Origin of the sequence: Blastopirellula retiformator (genome assembly GCF_007859755.1) — a bacterium.
Lineage (GTDB): Bacteria > Planctomycetota > Planctomycetia > Pirellulales > Pirellulaceae > Blastopirellula > Blastopirellula retiformator.
This window is the reverse complement of record NZ_SJPF01000001.1, coordinates 488,862-513,586: the sequence shown is the minus strand read 5'-3', so window position 1 is coordinate 513,586 and position 24,725 is coordinate 488,862. Positions and strand designations below refer to the sequence as shown.

The 24,725-nt window shown below is 59.7% G+C and carries 18 protein-coding genes; 5 read left to right on the top strand and 13 right to left on the bottom strand.

The annotated features are described in order from the left end of the window. Positions 1-35: 35 nt before the first annotated feature. Positions 36-380 carry a CPCC family cysteine-rich protein gene (locus Enr8_RS02175; protein ID WP_186767385.1) on the top strand — a complete coding sequence of 115 codons (345 nt, stop codon included), beginning with the start codon at positions 36-38 and terminating at the stop codon, positions 378-380. Here the strand turns inward: Enr8_RS02175 and Enr8_RS02170 are convergent. The 5 genes from Enr8_RS02170 to Enr8_RS02150 form a co-directional block, all read right to left on the bottom strand. Continuing rightward, complete coding sequence (locus tag Enr8_RS02170; RefSeq protein ID WP_146428979.1) at positions 359-589, bottom strand: hypothetical protein; 231 nt, start codon at positions 587-589, stop codon at positions 359-361. The two genes, Enr8_RS02175 and Enr8_RS02170, sit on opposite strands and share 22 nt — an antisense overlap. Before the next feature lie 402 nt (positions 590-991). Further along, on the bottom strand, positions 992-2,416 hold the full coding sequence (locus Enr8_RS02165) for a sulfatase family protein (RefSeq protein WP_146428978.1): 1,425 nt from the start codon (positions 2,414-2,416) through the stop codon (positions 992-994). Between the two features lie 181 nt (positions 2,417-2,597). Beyond that, positions 2,598-5,936, bottom strand: coding sequence for a PVC-type heme-binding CxxCH protein (locus Enr8_RS02160; protein ID WP_146428977.1), 3,339 nt, complete (start codon positions 5,934-5,936; stop codon positions 2,598-2,600). A 150-nt stretch (positions 5,937-6,086) separates the two neighbouring features. Beyond that, positions 6,087-6,506 carry a nucleotide pyrophosphohydrolase gene (locus Enr8_RS02155; protein WP_146428976.1) on the bottom strand — a complete coding sequence of 140 codons (420 nt, stop codon included), beginning with the start codon at positions 6,504-6,506 and terminating at the stop codon, positions 6,087-6,089. A 76-nt stretch (positions 6,507-6,582) separates the two neighbouring features. Continuing rightward, entirely contained in the window at positions 6,583-10,842 is a 4,260-nt protein-coding gene (locus Enr8_RS02150) for a DUF7133 domain-containing protein (RefSeq protein WP_146428975.1), read from the bottom strand. A 316-nt stretch (positions 10,843-11,158) separates the two neighbouring features. Between Enr8_RS02150 and Enr8_RS02145 the strand changes: the two genes are divergently transcribed. After that, a complete protein-coding gene (locus Enr8_RS02145; protein ID WP_186767384.1) occupies positions 11,159-13,429 on the top strand; it encodes a methyl-accepting chemotaxis protein in 2,271 nt (756 codons plus the stop codon). 9 nt (positions 13,430-13,438) lie between these two features. Here Enr8_RS02145 and Enr8_RS02140 read toward each other — a convergent pair whose 3' ends face one another. From Enr8_RS02140 to Enr8_RS02125, 4 genes are all read right to left on the bottom strand, one after another. Next, positions 13,439-14,725 (bottom strand): beta-ketoacyl-[acyl-carrier-protein] synthase family protein, encoded by a 1,287-nt coding sequence (locus Enr8_RS02140; protein WP_146428973.1) that lies wholly within the window; start codon positions 14,723-14,725, stop codon positions 13,439-13,441. Positions 14,726-14,816: 91 nt separating this feature from the next. Further along, on the bottom strand, positions 14,817-15,392 hold the full coding sequence (locus tag Enr8_RS02135; RefSeq protein WP_146428972.1) for a hotdog family protein: 576 nt from the start codon (positions 15,390-15,392) through the stop codon (positions 14,817-14,819). Between the two features lie 72 nt (positions 15,393-15,464). Further along, positions 15,465-15,848 (bottom strand): acyl carrier protein, encoded by a 384-nt coding sequence (locus Enr8_RS02130; protein ID WP_146428971.1) that lies wholly within the window; start codon positions 15,846-15,848, stop codon positions 15,465-15,467. Positions 15,849-15,947: 99 nt separating this feature from the next. Further along, positions 15,948-16,424, bottom strand: a complete 477-nt coding sequence (locus Enr8_RS02125) for a 3-hydroxyacyl-ACP dehydratase FabZ family protein (RefSeq protein WP_146428970.1) — start codon at positions 16,422-16,424, stop codon at positions 15,948-15,950. Positions 16,425-16,690: 266 nt separating this feature from the next. Between Enr8_RS02125 and ptsP the strand changes: the two genes are divergently transcribed. Beyond that, entirely contained in the window at positions 16,691-18,469 is a 1,779-nt protein-coding gene (gene ptsP, locus Enr8_RS02120) for a phosphoenolpyruvate--protein phosphotransferase (protein ID WP_146428969.1), read from the top strand. Here the strand turns inward: ptsP and Enr8_RS02115 are convergent. The 4 genes from Enr8_RS02115 to Enr8_RS02100 form a co-directional block, all read right to left on the bottom strand. Then, positions 18,466-19,269 (bottom strand): alpha/beta fold hydrolase, encoded by an 804-nt coding sequence (locus tag Enr8_RS02115; RefSeq protein WP_146428968.1) that lies wholly within the window; start codon positions 19,267-19,269, stop codon positions 18,466-18,468. The two genes, ptsP and Enr8_RS02115, sit on opposite strands and share 4 nt — an antisense overlap. Positions 19,270-19,341: 72 nt before the next feature. Next, on the bottom strand, positions 19,342-19,911 hold the full coding sequence (locus tag Enr8_RS02110) for a hypothetical protein (RefSeq protein ID WP_146428967.1): 570 nt from the start codon (positions 19,909-19,911) through the stop codon (positions 19,342-19,344). After that, positions 19,908-20,459, bottom strand: a complete 552-nt coding sequence (locus tag Enr8_RS02105; RefSeq protein ID WP_146428966.1) for a hypothetical protein — start codon at positions 20,457-20,459, stop codon at positions 19,908-19,910. Before Enr8_RS02105 ends, Enr8_RS02110 begins: the two co-directional genes overlap by 4 nt. A gap of 36 nt (positions 20,460-20,495) precedes the next feature. After that, positions 20,496-21,494: a 3-keto-disaccharide hydrolase gene (locus Enr8_RS02100; RefSeq protein WP_146428965.1), complete on the bottom strand. Its 999-nt coding sequence runs from the start codon at positions 21,492-21,494 to the stop codon at positions 20,496-20,498. A 181-nt stretch (positions 21,495-21,675) separates the two neighbouring features. Here Enr8_RS02100 and Enr8_RS02095 point away from each other — a divergent pair, with 181 nt between their 5' ends. Continuing rightward, positions 21,676-23,298, top strand: coding sequence for a vWA domain-containing protein (locus Enr8_RS02095; RefSeq protein WP_146428964.1), 1,623 nt, complete (start codon positions 21,676-21,678; stop codon positions 23,296-23,298). A 7-nt stretch (positions 23,299-23,305) separates the two neighbouring features. Continuing rightward, positions 23,306-24,586, top strand: a complete 1,281-nt coding sequence (locus tag Enr8_RS02090) for a glycosyltransferase (protein WP_146428963.1) — start codon at positions 23,306-23,308, stop codon at positions 24,584-24,586. Positions 24,587-24,725: the final 139 nt, after the last annotated feature.

The window sequence follows — 24,725 nt, the reverse complement described above, 5'->3', positions numbered from 1 at the left end:
CCGATAACGATCAGAGCCTGGAAAATACGACCACCATGCCGTACCCCTGCCCTGTCTGTGGATTTGAAGTGTTTGACGAGCCGGCCGGCAGCTACGAGACCTGCCCGGCATGCGGCTGGGATGACGACGCGGTCCAGCTCCGTTTTCCCCACTTGCAACATGGCTCGAACGAAGGGTCGCTCTGGCAGTGGCAGCAAGCCGCGCTGCAGCGTTACCCGCTCGACCAACAGACGTTCGAGTCCTATCACCGCTGCCCCGACTGGCGTCCGCTAACGCCCAGCGACTGCGGCGACGCTGAGGGCCAGCCGATCACCGGCAGCGACTATCTCGACATCGCGGCCCTCGACGCCCCGGCCTATTACTGGCGGCCATCGCAATAACGGACGCGCAAAGAAAGAACCGCGTGGAAGTAGGTCCGGCCCTCCACGCGGTTGACATCTGATCGAATTGTCACGTCCAGCGACGTGTTAGTCGACGTCGGGAAACAGCGTCTCAAGCTGGTGATCACGTTGCCGTCGGCGCCGACAAAAATCAGGCAGGGAATGGAGTTGATGCCATATTCCTTAGCGATCGGCAGATTCCAGCCCAACGTTTCTTTCTCTCCCTGTTCGTGCAACACAATCCAGGGGATTTCATTGCTTTCGACGTACTGCTAACGCCGACGATCTCAAACCCGTGCGGGGCATACTTCGCGTAGTGCTCGCGCAATTTCGGGAACTCGGCGAACCTCTCGTGCACCTCGGCGGCCGCATGTCGATCGGCCGCGGCTTCAAGCCGATCGCAAACGTGGCGCCATTCGTTGGTCATTTGCATGTCGATCATGGCTACTCTCCTCTTCGCGTACAATTCAATGGATCGCGAAGCGTAGCATGCGTCGCGATCTCGTCGCCCGCCATGATCATTTTTCGCGCAGGAGCGACTTGCCCCACGGGATTCGCTAGACAGGTCGCCCCAATCGGCCGAAAGTGGTTGGACAGTTGGCCTGCTGCGGCTATTTGTAATCGGCGCCGTTCAGACTGTTGACGACCGAAGTTTGCCAATCGTTCTGCAGCTTTTTCAGCTTGCCGGCGACGTCCGGATATTGCGTCAACACGGTCTCTTTCTCGTACGGATCGTTCGCGAGATCGTACAGCTCGAACTTCACGGCGCCTTTGGCGTTCTCGATGCGATGCAACTTCCAATCGCCATCGGTCAGCGCGGCATGCCCTGGGAAACTTTCAGTCGAGATCGGCGGCGACGGCAACTGGGCCGCGTTCACGCTTACCTCGTCGGCCGGCAAATCGCCGCCCGACTCTTGTTTGGCCATCAAGCTCTTCATCCATTGGTCCGACGGCGTCGACACGCCGCGATTGGGCGTTTGCCAAAAGGCGATCGGGCTCGGCCGTTTGTCGGACTTTTCTGCCAACAGCGGCAACAAGTTCACGCCGTCGAGCGGTCGCTGGGCGTCTGGCGACAATCCCGCGGCGGCCAACACCGTGGGGAAGATGTCGCAGGTGGTGACGCGCATTTCGGTCGATTCCGGTTGGGGAAAACGAGCAGGCCACTCGAGAATGCCCGGCACCAACAAGCCGCCTTCGTAGATCGAACCTTTCTTCTGGCGAAACGGACCGGCCGAACCTTTCGCTTTGTCGGCGCCATTGTCGCTGCAGTACCACAGGATCGTGTTGTCGCGAATGCCGAGCTCTTTTAGCGTGCTGCGGATCTTACCATAGGCCCGATCGATCCCGGTGATCTCGCCATAGTAGTCCTGAAACTTCTTCGGCGAATCTTCGTAAAGCTGTCGATCGGCGTCAGCGGCGACATGCGGCGAGTGAGGCGAACCGAACCAGACGACGGCGAAGAACGGCTTGTCGCTCTCCGCCTGCTCGCGAATCCAATCGATCGCCAAGTCGCCGGTAACGTCCGAGCTTTCTCCTTTAAACTTCACCGCCTTCCCCTGATCACAGAGGACTGGGTCATTGTCGTAGAAGTTGGGTGCGCTGACCCAACGATCAAAGCCATTCTGACCAGGATTGACCGGGCTGTCGTTGCGCACCGAGCCAAGGTGCCACTTGCCGAAATGAGCCGTCGTGTAGCCAGCCGCTTTCAGACGTTCAGCCAACGTGATCTCTTGCGGGCGAATCGGCCAACCCCACGCGTAAACCGCCGAGCGATTGGGATTGCGGCCAGTCAACACACTGCAGCGGGTTGGCGAACAAACGGGCGCCGCCGCATAAAAACGATCAAAGCGAACCGCTTCGGCCGCCGCCTGATCCAGTTGCGGCGTCTTGATCGCCTTGTGCCCGTTGTAGCTGACGTCACCCCAACCTTGATCATCGGCCATCACCAGAATCACGTTGGGACGTTCATCGGCCAACAGGGTGGCGAAGGAAAACAGCGTGAAGGCCAGGCAGGCGAATAGGGAGCGAATCGGCATGGCGGCAGGCTCTCAAGTAGGCGGGAAGGTGGGACAGGAGATACGTCCAAGATACGCCAACGCAGCGATGCATTCCAGATTTTCGCCCTGCGAGACCAAGCAAACCGGCAATTCCACAAAAAAACGGGCGCCCCAATTGGACGTCCGCTCTTTCATTTCGATCAAGTCAGCTGCGAAAAGACTACTCGTGTCCTCCGCCGCCGGCCGCGCCTTTCAGACTCGACAGGAAGGCGACCAGGTCGCGGATTTCCTGACGCGAAAGATGCTTGTAGATATCTTCCGGCATCGGCGAGTTCGCCGCCTTACGGGCATCGATGTCATCCTGCGGAATCGTTAGCAGGTTTCCTTCGGCATTGACGATGCTGAGCGTGTCGTCGTTTTCTTCTTTCAGCACGCCCGAGAGCGTTTGGCCATCGAAGGTCAGCACCATGACCGACTGAAAACCTTTGGCGATCTTGGCGTTGGGCAACACGACCGCTTCCAAGAGATATTCCGGCTTTTGCTCGATGCCGATCTTGTCGAGTTCTGGACCAACGCGACCGCCCACTCCTTGAGCGCGGTGGCAACGGACGCAGGAGACTTCGGTCTTCTCAAAGAAGATCTTGCGTCCCTTTTCAACATCGCCGCCAGCCAAGGCCGAACGGTAGACCGTCAGCGGATCGTCGGGGTCGAGCGAAGCTTCGTACTTGCCGAGCAGTTCGCCGACCGCTTTGTCGTCACGCATCGCTTCGCCCGCCAAGATGACGTCCAGCTGCGAGTCGACCGGGACTTCGCCGGCCAGCAGCGCCGTCAAACGATCGGCAATCGCCTCGCTGGCGCCATCCAACTTGGCTTCGGCCAAAGCGGCGAGCGCCTGCTGCCGCTCAACAACCGAGTCGGCCTTAGCCCCTTCGGCTAACTTGGCGATCGCTTGTTCGGGAGCAACGGTCACGAGCAGCGAACGAGCAGCGGCTCGAACTTCCGGCACGTCGGACGTCAGGGCGTCAAGGACGATCTGCTTTTCGCTCGAATCGAGCGCCACCGCCGCGACCAGCGCGTCGGCCCGCGTTTGCGGCGATTGTTTGTCATCGGTGATCAGCGCGACCAAGACGGGCGCCACTTCCTTAATGCCGAACTTCGCGGCCAGCTTGGCTGAACGATTACGAATCTCTTCGCTGCTCGCCAGCAGGCCTGGCAACTGCGTCACCAGAGCGACCTTGGCGACTTCCACATCTCGCTTTTCGAGCGGACGATAGAAGTTGAGCACTCGGTCCAGGGGCGACGGCTCTTCCCAGTTTTCCAGCATCGCCAGCGCTTCGCCCCGCATCGCTTCCGGGGCATTCGGGTCAGCGGCATAGGCGGCCAGCGCGGCGGCCGACTCGGCGTCTCCTAAGCGGAAGTTGGCGTTCAGCACGCGACGCAGTAGCGCGTCGTCTTGCAAACCGCGGGTGATCAGCCCTGCCAACTGCGGCATCGCCGTCTGGATCGGCAGATCATGAATCGCTCGAGCCGCCTCCAGCACGACCGACTCGTTGCCGTCGCCCAAAAAGCGAACAATCGACGGGCTCTCCAGTCGTCGCAGCGCCACCACCGCGGCCCGACGCACCGCGACCGAATCATGCTTTGACAAGTCGCCGATCTGTTGAACGTTGCGACCGCCGACCAACGCCATCACGGCGCCGTGCCGCAGCACCGGATCTTGATCGTCGTTCTCGGCGAGAATTTCGACGATACGATCATACATCTGACGGGTATCGCCAAAGTGATCTCCCTTGCCGATTCCGACCAGGGCGAAGTATTTCACCCGGGCGTTGTCGTCGTCGAGCAGCGGGACCAGCGACTCTGGCAGTTGCAAATCGCCCAACACCTTGGCGGCTTGAGCGCGAATTTCTGGATCGGCGTCTTTTACCAGCGTTTCGCTGAGCAGCTTGGCCGGCTCGCCACGTTCGCGAACATCGCGAAGCTTGTCCGCAATTTGCCCGATTCCCCAGATCGCATGTAAGCGGGCCAATTGATCGTCGCTGCTGGAAGCGACCTGATTGAAGACGTCCAAAGCGTCGCGTTTGGCCAACTCAAACTGGGCGCCCTGGCGAACGCGACGATCAGGATGGGCCAGCAGTTTCGCAAGTTCGTCGTTCTGCCTATCGCCAAAGCCCGCGGCAAGCAACTTCTGCATCTCTTTGACGATCGGCTGATCGATTTCCTTCGGATCGAAGAAGCGATAGAGCCGACCTTTGTTCAGACCGTCCCAACCATCGACCCAGTCGCTGATGTAGATCGCGCCATCGGGGCCGAAATCAACGTCGGTCGCCAGGATCCGCCAGAACGGCTTTTCGTCTTCCACCATTTCATAGGTCGCGCCATTGGGCTTCATCTTGAAACTGCGAACGCCGCTGTTGGCCGGACCGCCGCGGAAGTCGCACAGGAAAAACGTCCCGCGGTATTTCTCGCCCAAGCCGACGCCGGGATAGTAAGCCAAACCGCTCGGTCCATCGGCAAAGTTGCGAATCGGCGGGGTCAGATAGGCGGCCTGACCTTCGTGGAACGGATGCCATAGCTTCTCGCGATTCCAAGGACCGCGATCGCTGAGATATTGGTAGGCCATGTTCCAACCGCTGTTGCCATCTTCGACCAGATAAACCCAACGGGCCTGGTCGCCGCTGTCGGAGTTGTTATCGCCGGTAAACAGGTTGCCGTAATCGTCAAACGCCAACTCTTGCGGATTGCGGAGGCCGGTGTAGAAAACTTCGAGTTCGGTGCCGTCTGGATTACAGCGGAAGACGGCGCCGCTGGCCGGATCCTTCAGCACGCCCCCTTCGCTACGGACATTGTAGCCACGGTCGCCGATGCTGTAGTAGATTTTGCCGTCGTTGCCGATCGCCAGACCATGCATGTCATGGCCGCGGAACGCAAACCGAACGCCATAGCCGGTGTGCAGCGCTTTTCGCTGGTCGGCGATCCCAACGTTGTCGGTATCGCGCAGCTTCCAGAGATTCGGAATGTTGGTGTAGAACAGGTCGCCATCGAGCCAGATCACGCCGGCGCCGGTACCTTCGACGATGTCGTTGAAGTGGTCGGCGAAGACCGAGTCATGATCGGCCTTGTGATCGCCGTCGCGATCTTCGATCAAGCGAATGCGATCGTCATGCTTGGTGTAGTCGTCCTTCGCTTCGGGATGATGCTTCAGGATGTAGGCCCGGCGATCTTCGACCGACTGCGCCGCGAGGTCATCTTGAAGCCAATAGTTGTGGCCGCGGTTGTCTTCGACCCCTTTCCCTTGGCGGAAGGTCTCGGCGACAAAAACCCGACCAGTCGGATCAAAGCAAAAGGCGACCGGGTTGGCGATCCGCGGCTCAGCGGCGAACAGCTCGATCTGGAACCCTTCCGGCATCTGGAAGCCCGACATCGCGTTCTTCCCCTCGTCGGAGTCGGGCGCCACTTGCGGCGTTTCCGGTTCGGGAACGTCGTTTTCGGCGTGGGAGGAGGAAACGAAAGCCAGCGATGACAGCGCCAGCGCAACAATCGGGGCAAATAACTTCACGACGATCGACCTTGGAGTAAGGAACGAAAGAATACGGGCTTGCGGGGGGCGACGACGCCGGGGGCGAGAGGTAAGCGGCGTCCAATCTATTAGCCTAATCCGATCTGAAACAACCGGCAACTCCCGGGCAAATCGTGAAGCCGTTTGTGACTATTTCATTTGGCCAGGATCATCCTTGCCATACCGCCCTTGATACTCGTCTTTGGGGTATTTGCGGATGTTCTTCCGCATTTTGTCGTTCATGGCGGCGGCAACGTCGATATTCAGCTCATTCGCCAGCGCTAATCCGTAGCACAGAATATCGGCTAATTCTTCCCCAATGGCGGTCATCTTATCGGAATCGGCGGTCACCTCGCGCGAGGCCTGAACGGTAAGCCACTGGAAATGCTCCATCAGTTCGGCCGCTTCAACCGCCAGCGCCATGCTGATGTTCTTGGGCGCGTGGAACTGCCGCCAGTCCCGCTCGGCGACGAACTGGGCGATCATCGCCTTGATAGCGGCGACCGAGGTTTGCTCGTCGGTCGTTAAGCGATCGATCAACGTATCGAGCGAGGGCGTTTCGTCAGACATCAGGCGGTCTCGCGAGCAAAGGAATGCGAAAACCGCCAGCTTAAACGGCAAAGCGGGCTACGAAAAGTCGCCGACGCTATTTGGCGTCAGGCGCCTTCGCGGCCAACGACTCCAGGTAGTCGACCAGCGACGCGAATTCCTCGAGCGTGATCTCGTTGGCCAGTCCGATCGGCATCACCGAGACCTCGCTCTTCTTCCGCGCGTCGATCGAATCGGGATCCAGCTTGTGCTCGTTCCCCTGCTCATCGCGGATCACGATTTCGTCGGCCGCTTCACTGGTGACGAAGGCGGTCATCACGCGGCCGTCATCCAACAAAAAGATGTTGGTGACGAACCCTTGGGCGAACGTCTTGCTGGGCAACAGAATCGATTCGGCCATTTGATCTCGCTTGTAGGTCTTGGCGACCTGCGGCAAGTAGGGGCCGATCGGCTTTTCGTTCGGATCGACCGTGTGACAGCGATTGCACGTCAGCTTGGCGAAGAGCTGTTCGCCTCGCTTCACGTCTCCCTTCATCTTCATCACTTTAGCGATCACCTCTTCCGGCTTCATTGTCTTCAGCTTCGGCCCGCTTGGCGCGCCGGTTTTGATCTGCCAGGCGTCGGCGATCCGCTGGGCGGCAGCGCTGACCTGGGGATCGCTCGAGGCGATCAGGTCGACGATCTTTTCTTCCGCCTGACGGTCGTTGGCCAGGTAAACCGCGTCCAGCCGCAAAGCGGGTCGATCATTCCAGCCAGACTCGATCGCTTTCGACACGACGGCCGAAACCTCGGGCGACAGTTTCTTCTGGGATGAAAGCAGAACCAGACCGGCGTCCGACCACACGGCCGCAGCGCCCTCTCCATGTTCCGCCATCTCGTTTTGCTGATGCACCGCGCCGCTGAGCCGCTTGGTATCTTTGAACGCGTCGAACGCCGCCAGATACTGCGCCTTCGCTTTGCCATTTTGCTTCAACGAATCGAGCCCGCCGTAGGCGGCCGCCAGAACGTCTTTGTCTTGCGAGCGCAGCAGTGCGACGATGGCGTCCGATTTGACGGCCGGATCAGATTGGTCGTCAGCAACCACCTTCTTCAGCAACTCAACCGCTTCACTGGGCAACGAATCGCCCGCGGCGACTTTGGTGACCGCGGCCGGAACGAACTTGGCGTCGTTGGCGGCGCGAGCCAGCACCAGTTGCAAGCTGCCGTCCAGATCGACGCGGTGGCGAGCCAACTGCGTGAGCAGGAACTCCGCTTCGGTCGGCGAGAGCGATTCCAATTCGCTCTTCAGGGCCTTCGCGATCCGCGGCGACTCGGCCCATGGCTCCGGCTGGTAGTAAGGTCCGCGCGTATCGGGACGCGTTCCCCAGCTTTGGCCGGTCCACTTTCCTTCGTGGTTGTAGAGTCGCGCCAACGCGATCAGCAGATCACGACGCCGCGCGGCGTCGTGATCTTTCTTCAAACGTTCGATGAGGGCGGTGACGACCCCCGCATCGTGCAGCGACTGCACAACTTGAATGGCGCCAGTCCGCTTCGCCGGCGACGCCTTCGGATCGTCGATCACGGCCAAAGCCGCATCGGCCGCTTCCAACACCACCAACGACTGCACCGCGGTGTGGGCGATCACCGGATCACTGCTGTCGAGCAGTTCGGCGATGGCGGCAGCGTTGGCGACGTCTCCCAGTCGGGTGAGCGCGACGACTGATTCCAGTTGCGTGCGAGCGTCGCTCGACTTCAAGCCAGACAATAGCAGTTCAGCCGGAACCTGCTCTTCCTGATCCCAGCGATCGGCCAGCGCGCGAATCGCGAAGGCCTGAATGCTTTCATCGGCGGCTGCCGCAGCCAGAGCCTGGTGACTCTTCACGCCGAGCCATTGCTTTAGCGTGTAGATCGCGGCGATTCGATTATCGAGCGGCGCCGACCTGTTCTCCATCAATTGCGTCAACGCCGACACCGACGCGTCATCCACCTCGCGGGCCAGCAGTTCGCGCTGCGCCGCCAGACGAATTCGATGACTGGCCGAATCGGCGATCAGGTCAATCAATTCCGCCGACGTCGCTTTCGCAAAGTCAGGAACCGGTTTCGCCTGGTATCCCTTCGGCGTCACGCGGATCATCGAGCCGACATGCTCGCCGTTGTAGGTAAACGTGGCGCCTTCCCAGCTAGTCGCGTAGATGTTCCCCTGGGCGTCAACGTCCAGATCGGTCACGCGGGGAAGCTTGATAAACTCCTCTTGGTCAGCGGCGAAGGTGGCGCCATTGGGGGTCGGCAGATGACGATAGATCATGCTGCGGCCCCAGTCGGCGGTGTATATCGCATCGCCATAGTCGCCTGGGAACCCCGGCTCGCTGATGTAGCAAGCCCCGCAGCCCGAGCCGCCGCCGTAATCGGCCAACGGCTGGATGATCTCGTCGCCGAAGTTCATGTAGAGCCGCGGATAGCCATGGTTTTCGATGCCGCTGAAGTGATGCAGCCGGATATCCCAGCCGCCGCCATCATTCGTATTGTCCCGGGTAAAACCGCTCAAACGCGGATCGAGCGCAACCTCAAGAATGTTTCGCGTACCGCGCGAGTAAACCTGCAGACCGCTGCCATCGGGGCGAACCCGCAACACGCCGCCGTAGCGGAACTGCAGTTTGGTTCCGTCGGCGCCTTCCGCTTCCATAAAGCCAAAGTCGCCAATCGCCAAGTAGAGCCAACCGTCGATCCCCAGCGTGACGCCGTTGGACGTATGGTCGGCCGGGCGTCCCTTGAAATCGAACGCAATGTTCTTGACCAGAATTTTCTGTTCATCGGAAACGCCGTCGCCGTCATGATCGATGAAGGCGCTCAGATGGGGTGGGTGCATCACGTATAAGCGATCGCGATCCCACACCAGGCCGCGGGGGGAGTCGACATCCGAAACGAACAGCTTCGATTCGTCAGCCCGACCGTCGCCATCAATGTCGCGCAAGCGGTAGATGGCGCCACGCGTCGGCTTACGATCGAGCGAGCCGTTCTTGTCGACCGAAACATAGACGACGCCGTCGGGTGCAGCGGCGACATACACCGGATAGGTGACCGCCGGCGGCGACGCAAACAGCGTCACGTCAAACTCCTCCGGAACTTTCACCTTCGACAGCAGTTTCTCATCGGCTTGCTTGGCGGCAGCCTCAGGATCGACGGTCATCCACTGGTTGCCGTAAACCGCCAGTTCGCGGATGCTTCCCCATCCGCCGGTATTGCTGCCGAGATAGGTCACGCGAACGTAGCGGACGTCGTCGGCCGCGAATTCATACTCGTGATTGCGACTCTTTTCATTGGTCGATTGATCGACGACCGTCTTCCAAGTTTTCTGATCGGCAGAGACGTCGACCTTGTAGCGATAGATCGTTTGGTCTGACTCCCATTGAATCTGGCAGCCGTCAATCGATTGCGGCTTTTCCAGGTCAACAGTCAGCCACTGCGGAGCGCTGCCATTGCCGGCACACCAACGCGTCGAAGGATCGCCATCGACCGCCAGCTTTTTGAAGTTGCCTTTGCCCGACTCTTCGCTTGAAGCGGTCGCCGGCTTCCCTTTGGCCATGCTGACTTGAACCAGCTTCGGCCCTTCATCCTTTAAATATTCGGGGCTTAGTTTGTCGCAGGCCCAGAGCGTTCCGCGAGTCAGCATGTCGAGGAACTTGTCGGCGCTGACCGTCTCGTTGTGGTGACCAAGGGTCGTACCGAAAACGCGGGTATCGCCGTATTGATTGACCCAAACGCAGGTTTCGGGCTTGCCGCTCGCCTGGTTCTTGGCGACACCTAACGCGTGCGCGGACGGCCAGAGCTTTTCAATATGGTAGAGCTCGCCTTTCGGGTTCGCCCACGCGGCGCCAAAGTCTTCCATGATCGGGTGCTCGCCATCGACGTTCAGCACTTCATGGGCATATTGAGCGCCATGTCGATGCGAGGTAACGCCGCAGAACTTGAACCACTGGTCGGTTCCATCTCGATAGCAGTGCATCGCACAGTGAATGACTACGCCGGGAACGCCTTCCTGGTGCGGCTTCAGCACCCGGGCGGTCCAGGCCGGATCCTTCACGCCGGCGAAACATTCGTCATGCAAAATGACGTCATAGCCCTTGGCCCAGTCTGGACCCTGGTAGAGCGGAATCTTCGTATCGGTGGTCGAGCCCCCTTGGTGGACGACCGTCACCTCGATATTCGCGCGCTCTTCGAGCCCCTTCTTGATCAGATTTTTCTGGCTGTCGTAGTCATGACAACAACCCCCGGTCACCAACAACGCCTTGATTGGCTTGGGGGCGGCGAAAACAGAGGAGGCGAAAAATCCGACCAAGAACAGGCCGATCGACATCAGGCGAAGCGAAATGCGTTTCATGAGCGAGATCGTAAGAGAATGTGGGGGCAGGCAAGATGGCGGGCATCAAGAAAAAGCTTCGTAATTATAGTCCATCTCCGCCAATTTCTCGCCTAGTTTGCGCAATCGAAACGGACGGATGGACCGAAATTCCGGCTTCTAGCGATTAGAGAAGTCGCACGCATGCCCAAATACGGAGAACCGTACGATGCATTTTCGCCACACCCGGCTAGAACGTCCTATTTTATTAGGGCGAATAAATTTCCTCCCAAAGACAGGTTTGCGAACCATCCAGGCAGACCGCGTCGCTTCACCAATCGCATCGGGGCAATTGACGGTGACAAATCTCCCTCAGAATCGACGTGTTCGCTTTCTCTGGAATCCCCTCGGTCGCGTCCGTATCGGCTATCAACTAGGAGGAGCCTTCGCCTTCGTTTTGTTGGCCATGGGCGTGGGCATGGCGATCTATCACGCGTCGAATCGTCGCACCGTCGCCAACTACGACGCGCTGTTGACCGGCCAAATCGCCTTGCAATCGCTCGCCGAGAAGACGAACGTCGCTATGCTCGAATGCCGCCGCAACGAGAAAGACTTTCTCCTGCGGCGCGATCGCAAGTATCTCGAGAAACATGCCGCCAGTTGCCAGAAGTTGCTGGACGATGCGAAGGCGCTCGATCAACTGGCGAATGCGATTGGCGATCAAACGGCTGCCGCTGACGCCCAGGCGATCACCATCGCCGCCGCAGAATACCAATCCGCCTTCCAATCGCTTACCGAAAGCTGGACCCGCCGCGGGCTCGATCACAACTCGGGACTGCAAGGAGACTTCCGCGATGTCGTTCACGAACTGGAAGAACTCGCCCAGAACTACGAGGTGGACGAGTTATACCTACAAGTCGCCGCCCTGCATCGCTTCGCCGCCGAGGGGCGCGACGGCGACGCCGGCAGCAACAAGTCGCTGATCAAAGCGATCGAAGAAGTGAAGCAATCGCTGCACAGCGATCGCTATTCGGCCGATTTGAAGAAGTCGCAAATGGCGCTGCTGATCGAAGTGGTCGCCGCACTCGAGCGGCGAATCGCCGGCCAAGGAGAAGCGGACGCCCTGGGCGTCGTCACCCAGCGAATGGAACAAGACCTGCGAAAACGGTACGTCTCTGGCGGTTCGGCCAAGTTGCTGATGATTCGTCGTCGGGAAAAAGACTACCTGCTGCGGCTGGACGAAAAATATGCGGCCAAGACGCACGAAGCGGCCCAGGAATTTCTCAGCGCCTTTGACGCATCGGAAGTTGATCCCCAATCGGTCACCGATATTCGCGCATCGGTCGAACACTACTTGAACACCTTCGACGCCTTGGTTGCCGAGGACGAGCGCCTGGCCGACCTCGAGCGGCAGCTTCGCGCCGCGGTTCACAAGATCGAACCGCTGGTTGACCAGATCGCCCTCAACGCCGAAACCTCAGCCACTCATACTGCAACGCAAACCGCTGCGCAGGCCGCCTTCGCAATGCGCTGTGCAACGATCGCCGGCGGAATCGCCATCCTACTGGGCCTTGCGATCGCCTGGCTGCTAACCCGCTCGATCACCAAGCCGCTGTCGCAGATGACCACCTTGGCCACCCAGATGGCGCAAGGCAGCTTGAAGCGAACGCTCGACATTGAGCGCGACGACGAAATCGGCCAGTTGGCCGCCGCGTTCAATCAGCTATCAACCAACCTGCGTGAGATTGTCGCCGGACTCGCCCAAGAGGCGGAACAGTTGACCGGCGCATCCGGCAACATGGCGGCGACGGCCGGTTTTTTGACCGACCAAGCCAACGACACCCGGAATCGTTCGTCCAGCGCAACGGCGGCGACCGAAGAGATCTCGGCCCAGATCGAGTCGATGAATCGCCTGACCGAGGAAATCGCCAGCAGTTTCTCGGTCATTTCGATCAACATGAACGAGATGTCCTCCTGCATCACCGAGATCGCCAGAAATGCGGAACAGACGTCGGGCTCGGCGCGCACCGCCAGCCAGTTGACCGGCGACAGCCGCACCACGATCGACGAGCTTGGTCTGGCGGCCAGCGAGATCGGCACGTTCATTAGCACCATTCAGGATATCGCCGAACAGACCAACCTGTTGGCCCTGAACGCCACGATCGAAGCGGCTCGCGCTGGAGAATCGGGCAAAGGCTTCGCCGTTGTCGCCGGAGAAGTAAAAGAGCTTTCCAAGCAGACCGCCGCCGCGACCGAAGACATCAGCCGCCGCATCGCGGGGATTCAAAAATCGAGCGGGGCCGCCATCGAGTCGATTGCCCGCGTCGCCAACGTGATCTCGGAACTCGACGCCATGTCGCAGTCGATCGCCTCGGCGGTGGAGCAGCAAAACGTGACCACGCGTCACGTTGTGACCAACGTCGGCACAGCCACTTCGTCGCTCCAAACGGTCGCCGCCGGCATCTCAGAAACAAACGTCGCCGGCGAACAAATCGTCAGCGAGATCGTCGCCGTCTCCTCGGCGGCCGAAACGACCGCATCGCATGCCGACGCCGCCAATTCGACCAGCGTCGAACTCTCGCACATCGCCGACAAACTGCGAGCGGCGGTGGCGCGATTTGAAGTTTAGAGCAGCGAACTAAGCCTTGAACCGCCCCAGGCAGAGCGTGATGTTCTGCCCGCCAAAGCCGAAGCTGTTGTTCAGCGCGACGTCGATCTTGGCGTCGCGGGCGACGTTCGGCACGTAGTCCAGATCGCAGTTCGGATCCGGGTTTTCGTAGTTGATCGTCGGCGGCAGCACGCCGTCGCGAATCGCCAGCAGGCAGACGATCGCTTCGGTTACGCCGGCGGCGGCGATCAGGTGCCCCATCATGCTCTTGGTGCTGGAGACCGGAATCTTGTCGGCCATGTCGCCAAACACCTGACGGCAGGCGAGCGACTCGACCTTGTCGTTCACTTCGGTGCTGGTGCCGTGCGCATTGACGTAGCCGACGTCCTCGACGTTGACCTTGGCGTCGGACATCGCCATCTTCATGCAGCTAATAGCGCCGCGGCCTTCGGGATGCGTGTCGGTAATGCGGAACGCGTCGGCGGTGGTGCCGTAACCGAGCACTTCGCCGTAGATGTGGGCGCCACGCTTCTTGGCGTGCTCCAGTTCTTCCAGCACAACCATCGATGAACCTTCGCCCAGCACGAAGCCGTCGCGGAGACGATCAAACGGACGCGACGCTTTGGTCGGTTCGTCGTTACTGGTCGAGAGCGCCGTCAGCAGGTTAAACCCAGTAACGCCAAAGGGGTGAATCATGCTGTGGGCGCCGCCGGACAACATGACGTCGACCGAGCCGCGGCGAATTAGTTCGGTCGCTTCGCCGATCGCTTGGCTGCTGGCGGCACACGCGGTCAAGCAGTTGGCGTTGGGCCCTTGGGCGTTGAACAGCGACGCCAGGTGGGCGCTCGGCATGCTCGGCTCTTGTTCCAGCTCACGACGGGGATTGAGCGTGTCGAGCCCTTTGCGGATGAACTCGGCCTTGTCGAAATCGCCGCTGCCGGACATCGCCGCCGTCACCATGCTGGTGAATGCGAAAAAGTCCTGGTCTCCTTCGCCGCAGCCGAGATAGACCCCCATGCGAGTCGGATCGGCGATGCTATCCATCACGCCGGAGTTGGAAACCGCTTGCTTGGCGGCGCCGATCGCAAATTGCGTGTGACGGCCGATACTATCCCAGCGAGAAGGGTCTTCGCCGCACTTGTCGATGCTCCATTCCTTGACCTCAGCCGAGATCTTGGTCGGGAAGTTGGAAGCGTCGAAGACGGTGGTCCGGGCGACGCCTGACTGCGACTCTTTCAGGCCGGACCAGACGGTCTCGACGTCGTGCCCCATCGGATTGATCATGCCGATACCGGTGATGACGACTCGCCGACTCATGACGACTGGAACTCCAAACAAGAGAAATAAAGCAAACCTTGCCGGTTATCGGGCGCCGACAAGCCGACGTTGGTATCGGGCAAGTCCGCTTCTACATGCTATTATCGGCCCGATCGCCTACCGAGCGCGGCTCTTTTTGACTTAGCTGAGCCGCTTCCTCATCCAGCATATACTGCGGCGGCTCGATCGGCGTTCCGTCAGATTTCTTACCGACCTCGAAGATCTTCAGCATGCGCAGCAATTGCAGGTATTCGACCGTGTCGAACAAGTCGCGATTGTTATCCTGCTCGTCCAGATGAGCGAAGAACATCTCGACTTCACCATGCAACTTATCGCCGCAATGACTGGTCGCCGAGATATAGGCGCCATCTTCCCGAATGTCGTGCGCTTGAACCGAGTAGGTTAATTGATCGCCGGGGACGGGGGCGAAGTGAAAAATCGCCTTCGACACCTTCGCGAGCACAACCCGTTCTCGAAATTCGTAGTGCTCTGCGACCAGCAAACCGCCAGTCTGAGCGATTCCTTCAATCACCAGCGAATGGGGCATGACCGGAATGCCGACGAAGTGGTCGTGGAGATGCTCCTCCGCGAGCGACACCAGCTTGACCGATTTGGCCGATGTGCCGCTCTCGAACTCGACGAACTTGTCTACCCAAAACCAACGCATTCCAGCTAATCCCTTCCTGGCGAAACTTGGCGCTGACCGCTTAACGCGATCAGCGCCAAGTTCGTCGACTCATTAAGCCAGCTTGCTTTCGACATACTTGCACATGTCGTTGACCGTCAGCAAGTTGCCGAATTCCGACACTTGCGGGTTCTCTTCGAACTTCGACAGGTCGGCGAACGGCATGCGGGCCTTCAGTTCGGCCAGACCGGCCGGGGTGACCTTGCCGTCGTTGACGTATTCGGCGCTGGTCAGGATATCTTCCGGGAAGAGCTCGGCTCGCGGAATTTCGATTTCGAACGCTTTCTCCAGCCGGAAGACGATATCGAGGAAGTCGATCGATTCCGCGCCGAGGTCGCCGACCATCGTCGCTTCCGGAGTCACTTCTTCTTCATCAACTCCCAGGGCGTCGACCAAGGCCTCGCGAACCTTCTCGAAGACTTCTTGTTCCGTCGGCATCTGAATGCGTTCTCCAAAGCTTAGTCAGGAAATAGGCTTTCGCCCCAAGTGGGCGAAATCTGCGCTTGCCGCACCGCGGCTAGCCGAAAGCGACCCGCTCTAAACGCGGCTCGCTTCAGGGTACAGTAGGTCGAATAATTCTCTTGAGTTGACGATGGCGTGTCGGTCCGACGAGCTTTTCTCGTCGCCGCCGAGGTTGTAGCGATCCAGCACCAGCTTGGCGCTGACCGCCGGGTTGCCTGCCACGGTTCCTTTGACTTTGAAGGTGGTCAAGCGTCCTTCTTGCTTGACCAGCTCTGACGTCACCGTCAATACTTCCCCAGGTTCGACGAAGTCGGCGTACTTGACGTTACGCGCTTCGTGCAGGATTACCACGCTATGCATGAAATCCTCCGACGCGCGAATCAACCACGCACTGGTTTGCGTCATCGCTTCCAGCATCAACACGCCCGGCATAACCGGAAAGAGCGGAAAGTGATCTTGCAAATACTCTTCGGCGAGGGACAGGCACTTGGTCGCGACAATTCGCTCGCCCGGAACCAGATCGGTAATTCGATCAATCAGGGTGAATCGCATGCCGGCGTCCTAAATTCCTATCCATTTCTTAGAAACGGCCAGGGCCGTATGTCAAAGCTCACTAGTATAGCCACCCCAAAAAAACGTCACAAGCTGATTAAAGATCGCTGTTTAGCAGGGCGCGACTATGCCAACTGTACCCCAATTCGCTTTGCGTCAACAGACGGGAAAATGTAGACAGAGGCTATTTCCAGACGGAATCTCCACTATAATTTCGCGTGGACTAATCGCTTCCAAAACCCAGCTTAAGGGCGGACTTTTCGACCGTGTCAGACCTACACAAGGGGATCGCAGTTTCCCCCGGAGTCGCTGTCGGCACCGCCTACTGCATTCTCGAGATTTTCGTCAATCCTGAAAAGACGAAGCTGGAACCTCACGAAATCACCCAAGAGTTGGCCCGGTACGAAACGGCCCGGGACCAAACCTCGTCGGACCTCAGCGCCCTGCAATCGAAGGTCGAAAGCCAGGTCGGCATGGACGAAGCGGCGATTTTCGCCGCCCACCGCACCATCCTTCGCGATCCCGCGTTCACCAACAAAATCCGTCACTGGATCGTCGACGAGCGGATGACCGCCCAAGGCGCCCTCCATCGTTTGTTGGACGACTATACCCAGCTCTTCTCCCGGATGGCGGATCCCTACCTGCAGGAACGCCTGAACGATATCCGCGACGTAATCGTTCGCCTAAGCGCCTATCTCACCGATGTTCTCAATGACGCTGATGGTGGAGACGGTTGCCTGCATGGCCCGCTGATCGTCGTCGCCGACGAACTGCTCCCCTCTCAGGCCGTCGCCCTGGGAGACGCCGACGTCCATGGCATCGTCACCGATCGCGGCAGTCAAACCAGCCATGCGGCGATCATTGCCCGCAGCCGCGGCATCCCGGCCGTCTCCGGCGCCGCCGGCATTGCATCGCGGGTCAAAACGGGCGACACGATCGTCGTCAACGGCAGCGAAGGGATCATCGTCGTCAATCCCGAAGCGGAAGAGCTGTCCGCCTATCGCAAGTTGGAGCGCGAGTTCTTCGACCTGAAGGACCAACTGGCCGCCAATCGCGATCTCCCCTCGCTGACCGCCTGCGCCCAAACGATCGAATTGATGGCCAACATCAACAACGTCAACGACGCCGAGGCCGCCACGGCGATGGGCGCTGACGGCGTGGGTCTCTACCGCACCGAGTACCTTTACCTGACGCATGAGAACGTTCCGGACGAAAAGGAACAGATCGACATCTATCGCAACGTCATCGAGTCGAGCCCCAACAAGAAGGTGACGATCCGCACGCTCGACATCGGCGGCGACAAGACGGTCGCCTACTTGGGACACAACCACAACGAAGCGAACCCGTTCATGGGTTGGCGAAGCGTCCGGCTCTCGTTTGAGCATCCCGAGTTCTTCATGTCGCAAATCCGGGCGATCCTGCAAGCCGGCACCAGCATCCAGGGAAGCGAAGTCCGGATGATGTTCCCTATGATCACGACGGTCGAAGAACTGCGCAAGGTTCGCAGCTTCGTCCGCCGCGCTCAGCGCCGCTTGGACGAAGAAGGTAAACCGTTCAGCCAAGTGAAAGTCGGCATGATGCTGGAAGTGCCGGCAGCCGCGATCGTGATTCGCTCGATGCTCGACCTGGTCGACTTCGTCTCGATCGGCTCCAACGATCTGGTGCAGTACCTAATGGCGGCTGATCGCGACAACCCGAAGGTCAGCAGTCTCTGCCAACCGCTCGCTCCGGCCGTCGTCCATACGCTGAACGACGTAATCCGGGCTTGCAACATGGCCCGCGTGCCGGTCACGCTATGCGGCGAGATGGCGGGCCAACCCCGGGCGTTCATCTTGTTGCTCGGCATGGGCCTACGCAGCTTCAGCATGAGCCCCGCGTTTATCCCGACGATCAAACAACTGGCGTCGCAGGTGACGATCGAGCGAACCGAATCGATGCTGGCTCGCGCCCTGCAAATGAAGACGACCAATCAGGTGAAACGCTACTTACGAATGGAGCTGGAGGACATCTCGCCTGATATCGCGAAGCTCGACACCGACGGCTAAGTCGACTTCAAAAAGTCGAGCATCGCCGTGTTGGTCTCTACCGCTCGTTCCATCGGGGCCATGTGGCCGGCATGGGCGATCTCGGCATACTCGGCGCCGGGGATCGCGGCCGCCATTTCCTGCATCACTTCCGGCGGCGTGATTGCATCCGCGTCACCGCAGATTAGCAGCGTCGGCACGTCAATCGTCGGCAGCACGTCGACCACGTTCTGACGTTCGGCCATTCCGCGTTGCGCAGCGGCGACGCCGGCCGGATCTTGCCGTAAAATCGTCGCTCGCAGCGCTTCGACGACCGCCTCGTTCTTTTCGAGCGTTACCGGCCCCAGTAGCTTCGGCAGCATCGTGCCGGGCGCCTTCTCGAGCCCGAACCGTTCCACTTCGGCCGCCATCACCAATCGCCCGCGAGCCACGTTCTCGTCATCGTCATTGGCCCGCGTGTCGCACAAAATCAGGCGAGCCAGACGAGCCCGATGCCGCAGGAAGAACTGCCAGGCAATGTAACCCCCCATCGAGAGCCCGCAGAAGGTGACCGGCTTGGTTACGTTCAGTTTCGCGAGCAGCCGCGACAAATCGTCGGCGAACTGGCTCATCGTCGTCTTGTCTTTGGCGGGGTCGCTCTTGCCAAAGCCGCGCAAGTCAGGGGCAATCACCTGGTACCCTTCCGCGGCCAAGACGTTGATCTGCGCTTCCCACATCGAGTGATCAAGCGGAAACCCGTGGGCCAGCAGAACAGGCTCTCCTTCTCCCTGGATGACGACATTCAGGGTTACTTCGCCGATCGGAATTCGCTGGCCTTGCATAGACTTGCCTTCGCTGCTGGATGCGTCGCAGGGTAGTACACTCGTTGCCTGCGATTGTAACGCGCTCTTCCGTCAGCGAAATCGCTGGATGAAATTCCAACCGTGGCCGACTATTTTCATCGTCTGCTCTTCGTACGACTCCAGCTCGGGAGGCTTCGGCACGCAAGACTCGCAATACGCCATGCGAAAGAAAAAGCCAACCGCTACCATTCCCAACAGGGCAACCAGGCTAAAACCTGCGTCCAACATTCCCAAACGACCAAAGAGGATAAGCAACACGACCGCTCCGCCCCCCGATCCAATCACAAAGTACAGGGCCTTGTCACGCCGGCGCCGCCACAGATCAGCGTTGATGACGCAGTTCGAGCAGATGGAATAGTAGACCCGAAAGGAGAGCGGAGGAAGCGCTTCCAGCAGTCGCAATCGATGAAACTTCGCGCACATCCTTCGCGAATAATCGTCAACGATATCGTCCGCGCAGTACAGACAAACTTCCGGCAACGACAAGGGCGAATCGCCGACGATCTTCCCGACTCGCAATCGAAACTCCCGATTGGTTTCCTCTTCGGAATCGGGCAAAACCTCGACGATCTCATCGACGTTTGGCGAGGCGTACGGATTCTCCGCTTCCTGCTCGTTCACGACTCTTGCTCCGCCTTGAAATAGTTCAGGCGAAACTGACGATTGAGCGCCGTCAAACGATAGACCTGGTTACCGATGGAGGTCGGGTACCAATGAAAAACGGCGAACCGGCGCAACACGATATTCGCGACGACAAGCCCGCCGGTAAAGATCGCCATCGTCGTCCCGATCAAAAAAAGCGCCAGGAGAAAATCGTCATTACCTTGCAGCGGATTTTGGTAAACCGAAACCAGGCGGCCGAGCAGCAAAAACGTGGCGATGAATCCGCCGAACGCCAGCGCCATGACTGGTAACGCTGCGTTCACGCTCAGCGACGCCCGCTGCCAAGGAAGTCGCCAGCGACAACTGCGGCAGAGCGTGTAATTAACCTGCAGCCGCCCCCGGTAGAACGTCTGCTGGAACTCCTCTTCACCATCCCCGCCGCAGGCATAGCAATAGCCCCGCACGTCAATTGGGGTCATCGCCTCGATGTAGGTTGGTACATCGTGACGCGCCTTCTGCGAAGCGTGAGGCGAAGCAAACGGATTTTGCGAAGCGTCAGATTCCATGTGTTCCATTCTAGTGGAAACGACGCCTGCCGCTCACTATTTGGTCTTTACCCAGATATTACGATAGCGGACCGGGTTGCCGTGGTTCTGCAGATAGACCGGGCCTGGCTCTTTGCCGGCGGCGACTGGGGCGGCTCGCGTCGTCTTGTCGGCAGGCAGCTGGACGTCGTCATGGATCAGAACGCCGTTGTGCTTGACCGTGATCCGTGGTGCACTCTTCACCTTCCCATCATCGCCGTACTTGGCGGCGGTGAAGTCGATGTCGTAGGTTTGCCACCGCAGCGGCGGCAGACACATGTTGACGTCGGGCTTCTTCAATTCGTAGATCCCACCGCATTCGTTGTTTTCGCCCGAGAGGCCAAACGAGTCGAGCATTTGCACTTCGTACCGACCTTGCAGATACAGGCCGCTATTGCCGCGGGCCTGGCCGTTATCTTCCGGCATGAACGGGAGCAGGAATTCGAGATGGATCGTGTGATCGTCGAACAGTTGCTTGCTGGTGGCGCCTTGCTGCATCCGACCATCTTCGGTCATCTTGGCGTTCATCCAGGCGTCCAGGTTCGTTCCGTCAAACAACACGACGGCGCCCATGGGCGGCTTGGCGCCGATGGTTGGACTTTCGCGAAAGACCTTCGCCAGCTCCATCACTTTCTGGTTATCGCCGCCGAAGACGGTCATCACGCCATCCTTGATTTCGGCCCGCACTTCGTCCCCGTTTTCGGTCGTGGTGCGAAAGACGACCATCTCCCCTTCACGCTCGCCATCCGCTTCGACCTTCTTTTCGTCGGGCTTCAGTCCGTCGCCCGGCAGCCCACCAGGCATGCCGATGGCATGAAACTTTCCCTTCCCCTTGGCGATCACCTGCGCGGCGATCTTCACTTTGTCAGGTCCGAGCACGCCTTCATATTCGCCTTGCACGTCATAGTCTTCGCCTGCTTTTTCCGTATCGGTATAGGCAGGTCCAGCCAGCAAGATCGAGACGCAAGTGAGCAACAGCAACGAAAAGAGGACGCGAAATGGCATTAGGCGTGACATGGGGCGGAGGCTCCGAGCACGGGCGGAATGGGCGAGAAGTCCCTTTATTCTCCTTTACCAGGGAGGGGGATGCAAGCTTCCGGCGCACTTGACTCGACCTAACGGAAAGGAAAGGTAGAATACCAAAAGGTCCAAGGGGCGCTTCTGCGCCATTGTATACCGATTTGTTGAGGAAGCCTTCATGCCGCTGTTCCGCTGCTCTTTCTGGCTCTTGTCGCTTGGTCTGGCCCTGTTTGTTGGCTGCGATGGCGTGGGAATTCGTAATCCGTTCGCGAAACCGGCCCCGGTCGCCAAACAACCGGCCGCGCCGAAGCCAGCCGCTTCGCCGGGTACGAAAAAGCCCGATCCGGTCGCCGCACGAAAGGCTCGTGAAGCGGAAGCTCGCGGCACGATGATTCGGACCGCGTCGATGCGCGGCGGCAAAACGTCGGGCGGCGGCGCCATGGAAAGTCGCCTGGATGTGCACGACGCTATCTCCCGCGTCGGGGATGACCTGAAGAACACGGTCGAATATTCACCAGCCCTGGTGGTGTGGATGGTCGACACCACGCAATCGGCCTCGGCCTTGAAACGGGGCTTCCAGGAAGCGGCCGCCAAGATGTACCAAGACCTCGGACCGGCGCTGGCCGGCAAGTCAGCGGACCAACTAACTTCGGCCGTTGTGGCGATTGGCGGCGCACAGCCGCAGTTCCTGATCGACGCGCCGACTTCGAATCTGGCCGCGGTCCGCGATCAAATCAACAAACTCCCGAGCGACGACAGCGGCGCCGAGCCGATCTTCGCCGCCGTTGATCAAGCGCTCGACAAGTATGGCAAGTTTCGATCGCAAAACCGAGAAGTTGCGGTTGTGATCGTCACCGACGAGGCAGGCGACGACCAGGACAAGGTCGACGCAGTCATCGCGAAGGCGAAGCCGCTGGGTGTGAAGATCCATGCGATCGGCGTTCCCGCGCCCTTTGGCCGTAACGCAGGAGCGATGCAGACATCCGAAAATCGTCGCGACGGCATGCCGGCGATCGTCCAAGGTCCCGAGACCCGGCGGTTGCAGCGGGCCAACATCGACTTCATGTCGGCCGGATTTGGCTCGCAGGAAATCGACAGCGGATTCGGACCGTTCGCCCTCAACTACCTTTGTCGCGCGACCGGCGGCGCCTACTTGATCGTCCGCTCCAGTTCGCTCGGCTCGTGGCCAGGCAACGCCAACGTCTACGGCAGCGAATACCGCCGCAAGTATCCGCCGCAATACATCTCGGCCGAGCAGTATCAGCAAATGCTGGCCGAAAACAAGGCGCTGGCGGCGCTGGACGCGGTCGCTTACCTGCCGCAAAGTGGCGCCCTGACCGCCCCGGCCACCAACTTCCGCGCCGGTGACGAAGCGGCGTTAAAGCGGAGCCTCGATTCGGCCCAGCGACTGCCGGCTCGACTCGCTCCGCCGATCGAAGCGGTCTACAACCGTTTGAGCGACGCCGAAGGAGACCGCGACAAGATCACCGACCCACGGTGGCGAGCCAGCTTTGATCTCGCCCTGGGTCGCGCCGCCGCGGCGAAGGCCCGCACCGACGGTTACAACCAGATGCTCGCGCTGCTAAAAGGTGGCCGCAAGTTTGAGGACCCCAGTCACGATACCTGGATCTTGCAACCGGCCGACTCGCTGTCCGAGGCGGGCAGTCGACTCGAGAAAGTCCGGAAGCAGGCGGTTGAATCGCTGCAACGCGTGATCGACGAAAACCCCGATTCCCCCTGGGCCGAACTGGCCCGGCGTGAGCTGGAGAATCCGATCGGCTGGCAATGGACCGAAGCGTAACCCGAACGTGAATATCCTCCTCTTCCCAGTCGGCAGCTATGGCGACGTCCATCCGTTTATCGGACTCGCCGGCGAGCTGAAACGTCGCAACCATCAAGTAACGCTCTACACCAGCGAACACTTTCGCTCGCTGGCGGAGCGTGCTGAGATCGACTATTTCGCCGTCGACACCGAAGAGGAATACAAGAAAGCGGTCTACGACCCAGACATCTTTCATCCGTTGCGTGGAATCGGCGCTGTCGCACGAAACGTCGTCCTTCCCTGGCAGCGACGTCATTACGAGATCGTTGCGCAAGCGCTCGCCCGCGGCGGCGACGCTCCGCTGGTGATGGTTGGATCGGCGCTTTCGCAAGGCCTGCAGATGGCGCATGCGACATTTCAAATTCCGCTGGCGACGATTCACCTGCAACCGGCGGTCCTCTGGAGTAACATCCATCCGCCGAAGGTGACGGGGCTATTGCCAACCGGCCCTGGAATGCCGCGTTGGTGGAACGCCGGCCTCTATCGCTTGGCCGAACGGATCATGATCGATCCAGTCCTGAAGGGGCCGACCAACGCGTTTCGTCGCGAGCTGGGGCTACCGCCGATTCGAGGTGGCATCACGCAACTGTGGCACTCGCCGCAAAGAGTGATCGGGATGTTTCCCGAGTGGTACGCGCCGCCGCAAGCGGACTGGCCCGCCAATACGGTCCTGACCGACTTTCCGCTCTGGGACGAGTCGGAGCTGGGAGCGTTGAACAACGATGTTCGCGCGTTTCTCGACGCAGGAGATCCGCCGATCATCTTCACGCCAGGCTCCGCCATGGTGCATGGGCACAAGTTTTTCGAGGAAGCGATCGCCGCTTGCCAACTGCTCGACCGTCGCGGGATTCTGTTGACCCGGTTTCCGGAACAGCTTCCCGCACAGCTCCCCAGCGGGATCCGGCACTTTTCGTTCGTCCCCTTGTCGCAGCTGCTGCCCCACGCGGCGGCGCTGGTCTATCACGGCGGGATCGGCACGCTCTCGCAAGCTTGCGCCGCTGGAATTCCGCATTTGATCATGCCGCTAAGTCATGATCAGCCAGACAATGCGGACCGGGTCGAACGGCTCGGCATCGGGGCGACTCTCTACCCGAGCCAATTCCGGGCTAGAAAAATTGCGGAAAAACTGCAACATCTGTTGCAATCGGACCAGACCAACCAGGCATGCCGCGAGATTTCGGCGCGACTGGCGAATCCCCAGGGAGTGACCCGCACCGCCGACGAAATCGAGCGATTGTTGGCCCAAGACGCCCTGGCCGAAACCTAGCTTTTCTGGCAAGAAACAAAATCGCCGGAGTTGCAACGAGCAAGCTCCGGCGACAGAGAGTTTCACAGCGAGAATGATTCTGTCGACGACCGGTTGTGTCTGCAAGCGTCGACGGCGACCTGGCCACGATTTCCACAAA